This is a genomic window from Paenibacillus sp. MMO-58, from assembly GCF_037146255.1.
GTDB lineage: Bacteria > Bacillota > Bacilli > Paenibacillales > Paenibacillaceae > Pristimantibacillus.
Genome location: NZ_JBBCVY010000004.1, coordinates 117,949 through 131,431, shown reverse-complemented (window position 1 = coordinate 131,431; position 13,483 = coordinate 117,949). Strand labels below are relative to the sequence as shown.

Below are 13,483 nucleotides of genomic sequence, written 5' to 3'. Positions count from 1 at the left end.
CGCTTACATTTTGACGGATTAAATTCCCCCCATCTATACGGACTCTTGTCAATGTATAGTTGGAGAGAACTAACTACTGCTTATTTCATTAATGCTTTCTTAGCTAAAGCTAATGCGCCACACAAACCTGCACTACCTCCAAGAGAAGGCGGAACAATATAGGTTTCTAAATCGGAAGCAAAAACAGGATGATCTACATAACCGTTTAAACGCTTTTTCACTTGTTCTCTGATCAGCGGGAACAAATGCTTTTGATTCATAATGCCGCCACCCAAGATGATGATCTCTGGCGAGAGAACGAGAATGTAGTTTGCTAATGCCTGACCAATGTAGAAGCTCTCCAATTCCCAAGCCTTATGAGAATGTCCCAATAGAATGGCTTTAGTGTTCCATCTCTTTTCTACCGCTGGACCAGATGCCATTCCCTCTAGACAATCGCCATGATAGGGACAGTTTCCGGCATAACTGTCCGTCGGATGACGATTCACGACAATATGCCCCATCTCCGGGTGCATTAAGCCGTGCACCAGATTGCCCTCAACGATCGCACCCACACCGATCCCCGTTCCAACCGTCATATATATACAGTTACGAAGTCCAGCTGCCGCCCCCCAGACGGACTCTCCCAAGGCAGCTGCATTTACATCGGTATCGATACCAAGTGGAATATCCATTCTTTGCTTTATATGATCCAGAATGCGGTATCCGCTCCAGTACGGTTTCGGTGTGCTCGTAACCGAGCCATATGCAGGACTTAGAGGGTTTATATCTATAGGGCCGAACGTCCCTACTCCTATTGCCGCGATTCCTTTATTAGAAAAGAAGGACATGGCCTGATCCATAGTAGCTTCAGGTGTCGTGGTTGGAATGGATATTCGTTCTATAATTTCACCATCCATAGTGCCAACTCCACAAACAAACTTAGTTCCTCCGCCTTCAATAGCTCCCAGCAACAAATCACTTCACCTCCTAACTAGATACCGGTTCACACGCATAAATAGATTGAAGCGGATAAAAATGAAGTCGATGTATGATTGCTTCCCCGCCACGGATATACAATTCCAATCCTACACTTGAAGGATCCGGGAAAATTTGATCAGTAATGACTACCTCTCCATCATTAGCAAAAATCTCAATGGAAGAATGATCGACAAATAAGTGAAGATGAATACGACCTTCAAATGGTTCAAGTTGAACATCATGGTTGCATGCAAACTGATGATGAAAACCGCTTTCCCCTGATTCGCAGCGATTAACAAATAATCTTTTCTCAGCTGTACGATAACCGACTACTGTCTTTTCAGTATCCGAAGCCCGAAGATTAAACCCAATTTCCTCAATATTTCCAACTTCAATTTCGCAGATCAGCTCGTATCTTTCCGCTTTAAGCCCAGCCAACAAATTATCTCCGGGACGAATAGTAATACCCTGCAATTGTAGATTCTGACCCTGTTCTCTCAATACAAGAAGTTCGGGAACAGGTTGCTGCACAACTCGAATGCCATAAGGAGTGCTGCGCAAACGTAATTCTCTCGGAAGTGTCATCGCACTACGCCATTCCTGCGTTGGGGTTAAATTGGCATATTTCCAGTTGCTCATCCATCCAATAAACAACTTCGCTTGATCTGGACGTTGAACATCTGACCATGTTACACCGGCATAATTATCACGGCCATGATCAAGCCATAAGATACTATCGGAATTGTTGTCGTTTATAAAGCTTGTGCCATCGAACTCTCCAATGAAATACTGAGTTCTGGAGCCCTCCTCAAAATCAGGATGATCTCCGATGCTGAGAATAAGTACCCACTTACACTGGCCTTCTGTACCCTCAATTGGTAGCTCGATCAGATCTGGGCATTCCCAGACACCTTCATGAGAACCTTCATTCATCCCAAATTCACTTGCAAACGTCCAACTCTTCAAGTCATAGGAGGTGTAGAATTGAACACGATCGCCTGCAGCCAAAACCATTACCCAATGCTGCATCTGCTCATACCAGAATACTTTGGGATCGCGGAAGTCAGTATACTCCTCATTCGCTAAGACTGGGTTGTTCTCGTACATCGTCCAGCTTCTTCCTTTATCTGAACTGTAAGCCAAGCTTTGCCGCTGTCTTGGACGATCTGAGTCCGGATACTGGTCTGCTTGAGTGAAAAGGGCAACGAGACCCGGTTGGCCACCGAAGAAACCGCTGCTGTCCTTCCAATCTACTACAATGCTTCCGGAGAAGATAAAACCGTTATGATCTGGTTTGATTGCGATCGGCATGTGCTCCCAATGTACAAGATCCGAACTGATTGCGTGTCCCCAGTGCATGGGTCCCCAGGTGGTACCATTCGGGTGATGTTGATAAAACAGATGGTACTCACCTTCAAAATAGACCATCCCGTTCGGATCATTCATCCAATTGGCCGGCGGTGTGAAGTGAAATTGTGGTCGGTATCTTTCATCCATGATTTGAGTTATCAATTCGTGTTCATCCTTCCATTTGAAAGCAAAAGCCTTACTCTTGCAGAAATAACAAACCGGAACAACAGCGCATTGCTCCGGTTTGTTCTGTGCGTTACGTGCAGGTTTTTATCCGGCTTGCTTTAGGTATTGTTTTTCTTGAAATCGTCATAGCCCTTTTGGTAAATTTGGAGCAGCTCTTGCAAACCGATTTGGTCAAGTTTCTTCAAGTAACCATCCCACTCTTTATCAACGCCGCCATCCATGAGCCATTTTGCTTTCATTTGTTTTGTATACTCTTTGAGTTGAGTCTCGATTTGGTTGATTTTGTCCAGATCTTCTGCGGAGAAGAATACGAAAGGATAATTTTCTTTCACTTGATACGGGAAGTAATACTTTTGAAGTTCGTCCAGCCGTTGCTTCGCGCGCGGCTCCATATCGACGAGTGTGCCAAATTCATCTTTTGTGATCACAGTCGGTCCGCCTGGTGCCACTTTAATGCGGTATTCACCGGCTGTAGTGCCAGCTGGAACCGGCAGGTTTACCAGTTTGCCGTTCTCTTCTTTATATACTTCACCAATCGGTCCCCAATGTGCTTGGATAGCCGTTTTCGGATCGTACAACTGGTCAACCCAACGAGCAGTGATTTCTGGTTGCTTGTTTGCTTTTGTGATAACGAAAGAATCACGGGAATACTCGGAGTAGTTCGTTTTGCCAATTACGACTTCACCATCGTTATTTTTAAGAGGAGGCATCAGGACGTAATCTTTCATTCGATCTTCACCAACAATCTCTGGTCCTTCCCACCAAATGAAGGAACCAAGCGTCTCATCAGCGGTTTTACCTTTGGCTTTCAACTTCTCGCCGTCCATGCTAGCGATCTCTGGATCGATCAAACCCTCTTCATACCATTTATGATAGTAAGCAATTGCTTCCTTATATTCTGGAAGAGCCAGCGAATATTGAACCTTTCCGTCCTTTACGATGCGATGATCGTCAGTCGTTACGTCTGGTGCTCCAAACATGCCGAGCAGATCTCCTTCATTACCGCACCAGCCTTGGAACCACCAAGAGAGTGGGATTACAGTTCCCTTTCCGTTTACATTGTTGTCTTTGAACGCTTTTAAAGCATCATGATACTCTTGCAGCGTAGTTGGTACTGACAGACCCAGCTGGTCCAACCATTTCTTATTAATGAACATCTGGTTAGGCATACCGATTAGATTCATTTCTTCCGCATATGGTAGGGAGTAAATATGCCCGTCAGGTGCTGTTACCACAGCTTTCAAATCCGGACGAGTCTCGAACAACTTCTTCAAATTCGGCATGTACTTGTCGATCAGGTCTTCAAGAGGAATAATGGTTCCTTCGCTGCCATATTTAATTAAGTCGTAGTCAGAGAATTGTGCATTATAGAAGGCATCTGGAAGATCATCCGTAGCCAGAAGCAAATTCTTCTTCTCCTGATAGCCGTCGCTCGCAATATTATTCCAGTCGATATGAACATTGGATTGCGTTTCAAGGTTCTTGAAAAACGTCATGTCTCCAAAGCTTGGAGCTAACGGGTTTTTAGGAGACACAAATTTGAGCGTAACTTTATCCTGCACAATTGGATATCCTGTCAAGTTGATATCACTCACCGTGGTTGCATTGCCATTTTTAGATGAAGATGATGATTCCGGATCATTTGAGGACTTGCTACATGCTGTAAATACCAGGCTTGCAGAAACTAACAGAAATAAAGTTGAAGCATACCTTTTTTTCATTTCAATTCCTCCTGTTTTATCTTTGTTAAAACAACCGCCCTTAGAATTCGCTTGCCATAGTTATTCTTACATTAACCACCTCCTTAGTGTGATGAACTTCATTAATGTCGGTTGTTTTGCTTATCCTTTCACGCTGCCGATCATAACGCCCTTGACAAAATAACGCTGTATAAACGGATAGACGACCAATAAGGGCAGTGAAGCAATAACAATAACACCATATTTGAGCAAGCTAGCTACACGCTGCTGGACTTCCGCCGATTCAACGTCAGTGACAAATTGGCTTGCCAGCTCATTTTGAATGACAAGAATATTGCGTAGTACTAGCTGCAATGGGTACTTTTTCTCGTCTCCCAGATAAATAAGGGCATCAAAGAACGAGTTCCAGTAGCCGACGGCGTAGAATAAAGCCAACACCGCAATAATTGCCTTAGAAAGCGGAAGTACGATTCTGGCAAAAAAGGTGATATCCGAGCAACCGTCAATCTTAGCTTGCTCTAGAAGTTCATTCGGAATCGTGTCTTGGAAAAAGGACCGTGCAATAATAACATTAAAAAGGGAAACTGCCTTGGGAAGAATCAGTGCCCACATCGTATTCACCAAGTGCAGCTTCTTAACAACCAGATAAGTGGGGATCAACCCGCCAGAGAAAAACATTGTGATAAGCAGGTAAACCATTATGGTATTCCGCCCATATAAATCTCTACGCGATAACGCATATCCTGCTAGGACCGTAAACGTAACATTGATAACGGTTCCTACACTTGTGTACAAAAGGGTATTCTCATACCCTCTCCAGATGCTGTCCTCTTTAAAAATACGCATGTAACCTTCCATCGTAATGCCTTTTGGCCAAATCCACATCTCACCATTTAGAACTGTTGTGGGATTACTTATGGAAGCGATGAAGACGAAATACAACGGGTATAACACAATTAAAGCGATTACCGATAAAACGAAATAGTTCAGGATGTCGAATATAAGATCGTTTCGAGATCTTAATGATTTTGTCTGACTGACGGACACGGTTCGTCCCTCCTAGAATAAACTTGTATTAGACATTTTTTTGGCAGCTTTGTTAACAGCTAAGAGTAGAACAAGATTAATAACTGAGTTAAATAAGCCTACAGCAGCGGAGAAGCTATATTGAGATTGTTTCAGACCCACCTTGTAAACATAGGTCGATATGATCTCAGAGCTTGGTAAGTTAGTCGGCGTCTGTAGTAAATAAGCCTTCTCGAAACCAACACCCATTACATTTCCTACCGCGAGAATCAACAGAATAATTGCCGTAGGCATAATCGAAGGTAAATCGACATTCAAGATACGCTGCCATTTCGTAGCGCCATCTACGATAGCCGCTTCATGAATTTCTGGATTCACCCCAGCCAAAGCTGCCAGATAAACAATGGCACTGAATCCGGTTCCTTGCCAGACATCAGATAAAATGTAAATGGCTTTAAAGTACTCAGGTTGAGTCATAAACAAAATGGGCTTACTACCGGTCAGGTGTACGATTGCCTGATTAATAATCCCCGTCTGTGAGAGGAATACTAGAATCATCCCAGACAAGACAACAGTTGAAATAAAGAATGGTGCGTAAACCGTTGTCTGAACGAACTTCTTAAATCGCAAATTGGAGACTTGATTCAACATTAAAGCAAGGATAATGGGTAACGGAAAGGTAACAATAAGCCCAAGTACGCTGAGTCCAAGCGTGTTAGCAATCAACTCTTTAAAATTGTAGGAAGTAAAGAATCGTTCAAAATGCTCGAATCCTACCCATGGGCTTCCCAAGATTCCCTTCGTAACGGAAAAATCTTTAAAAGCGATGATAACCCCATACATCGGCCAGTAAGCAAAAATAGCAAAGTACAAAAGAGTGGGCAGCAAGAAAAGGTAAAGCTGATAATTGTTCAGAATTGATTTTATACGTCTAGATTTCAACTGGGTTTGCCTCACTTTCGATTGATTTGAAACGTTTCCAATTTGATGTCAGTTTATCCCCCTTTTTAGCAAAAGGAAACGGATACTTTTTTTAAATTTGAAACGTTTCCAATTTTAAAATCAATTGTACATTAATGATTTAGTTTTTGAAACGTTTCCAAATTGGAGAGAAAAAAATCAGGCCTTACGTATAAAGTTCTACGTTGTCTCTCCAGGCCTGAAGTGTACGGAAATCCGAATCGTATCCTGCGAGATCGCATTTCCAGAGATTTGGGTTAAAAGAAGTTTCACGGAGGTCCGTGCCATCTCTTCTACCGGTTGACGAATTGTCGAAAGAATTGGATGAAACAGCGTACTATCCTGAATGCCATCATAACCAATTACCTTTACGTCCTGAGGAACTTGAATTCCGTATTTTTGTGCTTGATCAATATACTTGGCAGCAAAAAGATCTGTAATGGCAAATACACCATCAACCTCGCGGTTCTCCCTAACCTTAAAGAAATTTCCGAAATATTTCAAATCGTCCACTACCGGATCAGGCTCTTCATAAATAATATAGTCTAGACCCAGCGACTCTGCTTCGTCGATAAATCCTTTTTTCCGAAGCATTGTCTCACTGAACACGGAAGTTATGGCCCCCAGGAATGCAGGCTTACGAACACCGGCTTTGTATAGCTCCCGCATTGCAATCCGGCCTCCTGTGTAATTATCCGACGTTACGCATGGAACTGATTTAGAGAAGTGGCGGTCAATACTAACAAGTGGTATTTCTGTATCCAGACTACTCTCAATATCGTTATAAGTAATACCCAGAATCCCCGCAACTTTGTTTTGGCTGAGCATATCAAAGTAATATAGTTCTTTCGCGGGCTTGCCACCGCTGTTACATAGAATTAATTTGTAACCTTCGCGATCCAGTTCATCTTCAATATAGTAGGCAAGTTCGGAGAAAAATGGATTCCATATACTCGGAAGCAATAGTGCGATTAAATTTGATTTTTGCATTTTAAAGTTTCTAGCGATTTCATTGGGCACATAATTTAACTGCTTTATCGCTGCTATGACCTTTTCCCGAGTCTTCGGTTTAACCGATGCCTGATTGTTGATGACCCGCGATACGGTACCAACCCCAACGCCGGCTAATTCGGCTACATCTTTCAAATTTGACAAACTGATACCTCCTGATGCCTATTGCTTCTTTACTTGATATCAATATACTAACACCATTTTGGAAACGTTTCAATAATTATTTTTAGATCTGCTTTTCAAAAATTTAAGTCGTCTCTCGCTCGATAAGAGTGACTGGTAAGGTGTGAGCATTGGAACGTCTTCACCTTCGATTTGCTTGATAATTGATTCAATAATATACTCACTCATCTCTTTAACTGGCTGTCTGACCGAACTAAGCCGCGGAGATAACAATGATGGGGTTTTAACATCATTATACCCAATTAATTTAATATCTTCCGGAATTTTTTTGCCTAGTCGGTTACTAATTTGAATGATCTGGGCAGCTAGCAAATCCCCCGTCAATACACCATCTATTTCAGGATGCTCAATAAAGAACCGTAGTATTTCATTGTCATGACAATGATCAGAAAAAACCAAAAAAAGAGCAGCTGGCGCAAACTGCTCCTGGACCCTTTCTCGTTATTATTCCTGTAACTCTGTTAAAACTTACTGTTGATTTATGTTCAAAAAATAACAGCCAATAAATGACGGTAGGGTTCAATTTTTATTTTAGCATGTATTTAAATTATTCCTAATTTAGATCCGAGAATAAGAAGTTCGTCATAAGGGTCACCAACTAAATCAAACACTTTGGCAAAGGCAGGCTCTGTTTTTAATCCTCTTTCTTTGAGAAATATAATCTCCTGTCTTACATGAGCATTTGTTAACAATAAGTGATGCTCTATAATCATATGTCGATAGGCGTTTTGGTTTTCAACTGCTACGGGCTGAGCGAATAACTCAAAGTCGAAACCTCCATATCGAAAGTTCGATATTACTGTCGGTATATTTTTGACAGTAACTTCTGTTAATACAAATCCGTCGAGATTGCCATATTGTAATTTTACTTCATCTTTATAGAGTCCAAAGTCATGAACCTCCATTATGATATCTAAGTCAGAACCCTTGATATCAATGGAAATTGGTATTGTTCCACATAAGACAGGGGTATACTTAGCAAAATCTTTGAGTATGTTCAATTCGTTAATTACATAATAGGAGCGACGCTGTATGTCACTCCCAGATTCTAAATACGAGATAGTTTTAAATTTAATGCTCCCCCCTAAAATTTCTGTTTAATTAAACACGAAAATGTTATTCTACGAGCATGTTGTTTGTCTCATTTAACGTATACATGCAAAAGGTAAGCAACATATTTTTCTTATTCGACGAGATGTTCTCGTGTTCCTTGCTGTTCACCTTTATCTCTCATGCCCAGTTCCCCATCTCCGAGCCGCCGGCTCCCCCTTTATCCTTCTCTTCAAACTTAACTACAGGATGAAATCCTGCGAATTCATGAGTCTGAGTCAGGAAACTGTATATTTCGAGGGAGCTTAACGAAGTTAAGGCGGCCTTAAACTTTTTTCTCAGTCTACACACTTTATTTTCCAATCTAATCCTTAATTTTCTTTGGACATTAAGAGAAATGATCTTACATGGAGAGCCTGTATAAGTTAAGTACCTATTTTGAAAACCACCAAAAAACAGAGGTTAATAATAATTACTGAAATGAAAAACGAGCCTTAGAAGCGATTCTAGAGGCTCGTTTTCGTTGATTCTATTCTATTCTATTCTTTTTCTAAAGAAACGGACTTGTCTTTGTCTTGTTTTATCTTGTGAATTGTCTAGTTTTATCTTGTAAACTGTCTAATTTATAACCGTTACTCACAGTCTGATTTTTTCCACCTAGCTATACTTTATACGCCTTCATAGCCTTCCTTAACTCTTTCCAGCTCGGACGCTTACCGTAGAGCAGAACGCCGGTACGGTAAATTTTCGCCGACAGCCAGCCCGCAGCGTAGATGCTTACGAGCAGGATCGCGATGGAGACAATAACCTGCCAGATTGGCGGGTTGGCGAGACCAACGCGAAGCAGCATAACGAACGGCGAGAAGAACGGGATAAACGAAGTGACTTTTACAAGCATCGTATCCGGATTGGAAATGCTGAACGTGGTAATGTAGAAGCCAGCCAGCGACAGCATGGTAATGGGCATAACGGCTTGGCCCAGATCCTCGGTACGGCTGACGATGGAACCCACCGCCGCGAACAAAGTCGCGTACAACAGGAAGCCCATTACATAGAACAGCAAGCCATAAACCAGAAGCAGCGGATCCACCTTCGAAAGATCAATATTATATTGCATGAACGCCGAGTTGTTATGCGGCAGGTTGATGTTGATAATGACAACAACTAAGTAAGCTACCATTTGCGTTAGGCTTACCACAAACATTCCGAAAATTTTGCCAAACATTTGTTTTAGCGGCGATACGCTAGTGACGATAATCTCCATGACGCGCGAGCTTTTCTCCGCCGTAATTTCCGAGGCAATCATCTGGCCGGAGACCATAATACCGAAGAACAAGAGCAGCAAGAGAAGGGTTACAAAGCCCATATCCACGCCTTGCTGAGACTCGGTCTTGCCATTGCCCGCCCCGCCTGCACCATCGCTTGCCGCGATCTGCATCGTATTAATGACAACTGGATTCAGCAGCATCGCTTTTTGCTGATCCGTTAATCCGCTGTCCTTCAGGACAATGTCGGTTTTTACGATTTGAATGCCCTGCTCCAGCGCCTGCGACGTTTTCTCGTCCATCAGCTTCTCGGATTTATAAGTTACGGTAGGCAGCCCCGTCTCGTTGACAGGACCAAATAGCAGGTAGCCTTTGATTTTTTTATCCGCGACGGCGGCTTTTAATGTCTTCTCGTTCTGCTCCGTGGAGCCCGTATCCGGATACTCAATCAGCTTGATTGCCGGCTTGTCTTGAGCCGCGTACGTTTGGCGCAGCTGCTCCGCGATTTTGGTGCCTTCAACTGCACGCGCATCAATGGCATAACCAATGTTAGCGGGTTTATCGCTATTCTTATCAAACAAAGAAATAATATAAGGCAGGTTTGAACCGATACATAAGATGACGACAAAGATCAACGTCGTAATTAGAAAGGATTTTCCTTTAAACTTGTTCTTCATCGTAAAGCCTGCTACCGTCCAGAAACTATTCATGCAGATCACCTCCTACCGCTTTAATAAAGATTTCGTTTAATGTCGGCTCCATAATCTCGAACTTGTGAATGGTCGTCTGCTCTAGGGCATGGCGCAAAATATTCGACGCCGAGCTCTCCTCCGCAATGCCAACCACGTAGCCGTATTCATGCTTCTGCACGCCGGTTACCCCGCTTAGCCCTTCAAGGCCGGTCACTTCGCCTTCCGTGCGCAGAACAACCTTCTCCCGCGGGTAACGTTTCTTAATGTCTCTTAAGCTGCCTTGCAGAACAGGATTCGAACGATGAAGAATCGTAATGTTGCGGCACAGCTCCTCGACATGCTCCATCCGGTGCGTCGAGAACAGCATCGAAGTTCCGGCATCCCGCAATTCCTTAACCGTAGACTTCAACAGCTCCACGTTAACGGGGTCTAGACCGCTAAAAGCTTCGTCCAAAATAACGATACGCGGGCGATGTATAACCGAAGCGATAAACTGGATTTTCTGCTGATTGCCTTTGGACAGCTCCTCGACTCTTTTGCCGTAATATTCGGGAACCTCGAACCGGTCCAGCCAACGCTTCAGGTTGGCATCCGCATCCTTCTTGTTCATCCCGCGCAGCTGCGCCAGGTAGATCAGCTGATCGCTAACCTTAACGCGCGGATACAGTCCGCGTTCTTCCGGCAAGTAGCCAAGCATGCTGAGCTGCTCCTGAGTATAAGGCTGGCCGTTGTACAAAATCCTGCCCTCGTCCGGATAGATCAGTCCCAGCACCATCCGCATCGTGGTCGTTTTGCCGGCACCGTTGGCCCCCAGCAATCCGTAAATTTCCCCTTGTTCCACCTCAAAGCTGATTCCGTTTACCGCCGTCTTCTCCCCGTATTGCTTATGCACTCGATCTACTATTAATGGCTTCATGTATTATTCCTCCTAAAAAGAATGATCACCCAAACTGCTAGGTTTAGCAGTTCGTGATGATTCTTACTTCGAAAGCATTCCTCAAACTATGACCGGAGCCGTGTCCGTTCCTGCTCAACCAATATGGCCAAAATATCATCCAGCTGCAAAGCCTGCCGGTGCGTAATCGTAATATGTTCCTGCCCGCACCAGTCTTCGGCATCGGGAGCCATCCGCGTAATGACGCGGAGCATACCGCCGCCAGTGTCCTCAATCCCGCATTGTCCCGGCATGGCTTGAACCCGCTTGCGGTTGACCTGCTCCCCATGCACATAGAAGGCATGCCAGCTTCCGAACAACTCATCCTTCTCGTATACGCCTAGCACGCGCCCATGGATCATAAATACGATATAATCGGCGAGACGCTTCACTTCTTCAACGATATGGGACGCCATCAGAATCGTCCGGTCGCCAGGCTCCATGTAACGGTGAAGGACATCAATCATCGTCCGCCATGCAAGCGGATCAAGCCCCGACGAAGGCTCATCCAAGAGAAGCAGCTCCGGGTGATGCGACAGGATTAAAGCGAATTCGTATTTGCGCCGCATCCCTTTGGACATTTTGCCAAGCTTGATGCCGTCATCGACTTCAAACAACCGAAGCAGCTCCTGATAGCGGTTTACATCCCATTCGGGATACCACTTCTTCACAAATTCCGTCTTGGCAGAAGCCTTCAGTCTATTATCATGCGGGGAAAACAATTCCGGCAAAAAACCGACTCTGCTCTTCGTCTGCCAGTCTTCATCCTCGGAAATGTTTTTACCCAGAAGCGTTATATCCCCTTTTTGAGGCTTAATCAAATCCAGAATGAGCTTGAAGGTTGAGCTTTTACCGGAGCCGTTAGGTCCTACAATGGCCGTTACATAACCCTTTGGCACCTCGAGCTGAATGGGGCCTAGTTGAAAATGCGTTCTCCGCAGCTCTACTTCTCTCAAACTTACTGCATTTCCGGTCATCTTTTACCCTCCAAACTTTCGATCCAGCACTTCCCGGAACAGCTTCGTCAGCTCTTCCCGCGTGCATTGTACAAGCTTGCCGGCTTCAACGGCCGCCTCTAGCGCTTCCGTAACCGCGTCCAGACGGTACCGGTCCATCGCATTCTGTTCAATCCGGGCTACATAGGTTCCGGTTCCTTGCTTCGTCCGGAGAAGCCCTTCATTCTCCAAATCCTGATAAACCCGGCGCACCGTAATCACACTGCATTTGAGCAGCTGCGCCAGCTCCCGGATGGAGGGCAATAACGTTCCTTCTTCCAGCTGCCCGCTTACGATTAGCGCTCTTAGCTGTACTTCAATCTGATAATAGAGCGGTTCCGCGCTTTGTTCGTTAATATGAATTGGCAGCCACACAGTCTCACCTTCTTCCAAATCAGGAGCTTACCGTAGTCTTTTTTGTATAATGGCGGTTCTTAAGCCGCTTTTTGATAATCATATAGCCCAAGTACATCGTAATGACGCAAACGAGGAATGCGGCCGCGGTATACCACCATTGTCCCTTCTCTAATCCGTCCAGCAATCCAAGCACGATACCGGCATTGAAAAAACCAAGCACCGCGCAAATAGCCACATAGACGACAACGCTGATATAACAGAACATCGCGTAAGCCTTTCCGGTATGCCCGATTTCAAAGTACACGTACAAGACAGCCATCGATAAGGCGTAAAAATACCAGAACAACGCGAACAACAGATAAGCCCCGATAGATAGATGGTCATGCAGGCGGTCCACCAGTATATATTGCGTTGTAAAAAATAACGTTAGTACCAAGGCTAGCACAATAACCAGCTGAAGCATTCTTCCGATTACAAGATGAGAGAGCGGAATCGGCAGCGTCCGCCATTCGGCCAGCTTGCCGGTGAAGGTATCCTCCCGCCAGAAGCGCATCGTCGTCTTGTTCATAACAAATGCCAAGCTTGGGAATGTAACAATAAAGATCATATCAAGCACCCAAGACATGATTTTTTCCGTGTCGTTATAGACCGCAATCGTTATCAAGGCCAGATATAGACTAAATAAAAAAGTAAACAAAATACCCATCCAATCCCGCGTAAGCTCATGCTTAGCAATATGCCAGGCTCCTTGCCGTAAATTCAAAAGCCCCTCTCCTTCCGAAACACAGTCATTATACTGTATATATCCTTATAC

General features: G+C 44.2%; 13 protein-coding genes. All 13 read right to left on the bottom strand.

What is annotated here, in order from left to right:
* Window positions 1-80: 80 nt before the first annotated feature.
* Window positions 81-956 carry an ROK family protein gene (locus WFJ73_RS14265; protein ID WP_336773698.1) on the bottom strand — a complete coding sequence of 292 codons (876 nt, stop codon included), beginning with the start codon at window positions 954-956 and terminating at the stop codon, window positions 81-83.
* Window positions 957-969: 13 nt separating this feature from the next.
* Window positions 970-2,472 carry a glycoside hydrolase family 32 protein gene (locus tag WFJ73_RS14260; protein ID WP_336773697.1) on the bottom strand — a complete coding sequence of 501 codons (1,503 nt, stop codon included), beginning with the start codon at window positions 2,470-2,472 and terminating at the stop codon, window positions 970-972.
* Between the two features lie 122 nt (window positions 2,473-2,594).
* Entirely contained in the window at window positions 2,595-4,217 is a 1,623-nt protein-coding gene (locus WFJ73_RS14255; RefSeq protein ID WP_336773696.1) for an ABC transporter substrate-binding protein, read from the bottom strand.
* A gap of 120 nt (window positions 4,218-4,337) precedes the next feature.
* Window positions 4,338-5,243, bottom strand: coding sequence for a carbohydrate ABC transporter permease (locus WFJ73_RS14250; RefSeq protein WP_336773695.1), 906 nt, complete (start codon window positions 5,241-5,243; stop codon window positions 4,338-4,340).
* A 12-nt stretch (window positions 5,244-5,255) separates the two neighbouring features.
* Window positions 5,256-6,164, bottom strand: a complete 909-nt coding sequence (locus WFJ73_RS14245; RefSeq protein WP_336773694.1) for an ABC transporter permease — start codon at window positions 6,162-6,164, stop codon at window positions 5,256-5,258.
* A 198-nt stretch (window positions 6,165-6,362) separates the two neighbouring features.
* Window positions 6,363-7,337, bottom strand: a complete 975-nt coding sequence (locus WFJ73_RS14240) for a LacI family DNA-binding transcriptional regulator (protein WP_336773693.1) — start codon at window positions 7,335-7,337, stop codon at window positions 6,363-6,365.
* A 69-nt stretch (window positions 7,338-7,406) separates the two neighbouring features.
* On the bottom strand, window positions 7,407-7,775 hold the full coding sequence (locus tag WFJ73_RS14235; RefSeq protein WP_336773692.1) for a substrate-binding domain-containing protein: 369 nt from the start codon (window positions 7,773-7,775) through the stop codon (window positions 7,407-7,409).
* Window positions 7,776-7,918: 143 nt separating this feature from the next.
* Window positions 7,919-8,452 (bottom strand): DUF4269 domain-containing protein, encoded by a 534-nt coding sequence (locus WFJ73_RS14230; RefSeq protein ID WP_336774014.1) that lies wholly within the window; start codon window positions 8,450-8,452, stop codon window positions 7,919-7,921.
* Between the two features lie 635 nt (window positions 8,453-9,087).
* Window positions 9,088-10,401 (bottom strand): ABC transporter permease, encoded by a 1,314-nt coding sequence (locus WFJ73_RS14225; protein ID WP_336773691.1) that lies wholly within the window; start codon window positions 10,399-10,401, stop codon window positions 9,088-9,090.
* Entirely contained in the window at window positions 10,394-11,299 is a 906-nt protein-coding gene (locus tag WFJ73_RS14220; protein ID WP_336773690.1) for an ABC transporter ATP-binding protein, read from the bottom strand. The genes WFJ73_RS14225 and WFJ73_RS14220 overlap by 8 nt, the downstream gene beginning before the upstream one ends.
* 86 nt (window positions 11,300-11,385) lie before the next feature.
* A complete protein-coding gene (locus WFJ73_RS14215; protein ID WP_336773689.1) occupies window positions 11,386-12,294 on the bottom strand; it encodes an ABC transporter ATP-binding protein in 909 nt (302 codons plus the stop codon).
* A 3-nt stretch (window positions 12,295-12,297) separates the two neighbouring features.
* On the bottom strand, window positions 12,298-12,687 hold the full coding sequence (locus WFJ73_RS14210; protein WP_127495358.1) for a GntR family transcriptional regulator: 390 nt from the start codon (window positions 12,685-12,687) through the stop codon (window positions 12,298-12,300).
* A gap of 19 nt (window positions 12,688-12,706) precedes the next feature.
* Complete coding sequence (locus WFJ73_RS14205) at window positions 12,707-13,432, bottom strand: hypothetical protein (protein ID WP_336773688.1); 726 nt, start codon at window positions 13,430-13,432, stop codon at window positions 12,707-12,709.
* Window positions 13,433-13,483: the final 51 nt, after the last annotated feature.

What these genes read in the sequence shown, in the direction of transcription:
- WFJ73_RS14255 (WP_336773696.1), bottom strand. Translation starts at nt 4,217, where the DNA reads ATGAAAAAAAGGTATGCTTCAACTTTATTTCTGTTAGTTTCTGCAAGC.
- WFJ73_RS14225 (WP_336773691.1), bottom strand. Translation starts at nt 10,401, where the DNA reads ATGAATAGTTTCTGGACGGTAGCAGGCTTTACGATGAAGAACAAGTTT.
- WFJ73_RS14220 (WP_336773690.1), bottom strand. Translation starts at nt 11,299, where the DNA reads ATGAAGCCATTAATAGTAGATCGAGTGCATAAGCAATACGGGGAGAAG.
- WFJ73_RS14215 (WP_336773689.1), bottom strand. Translation starts at nt 12,294, where the DNA reads ATGACCGGAAATGCAGTAAGTTTGAGAGAAGTAGAGCTGCGGAGAACG.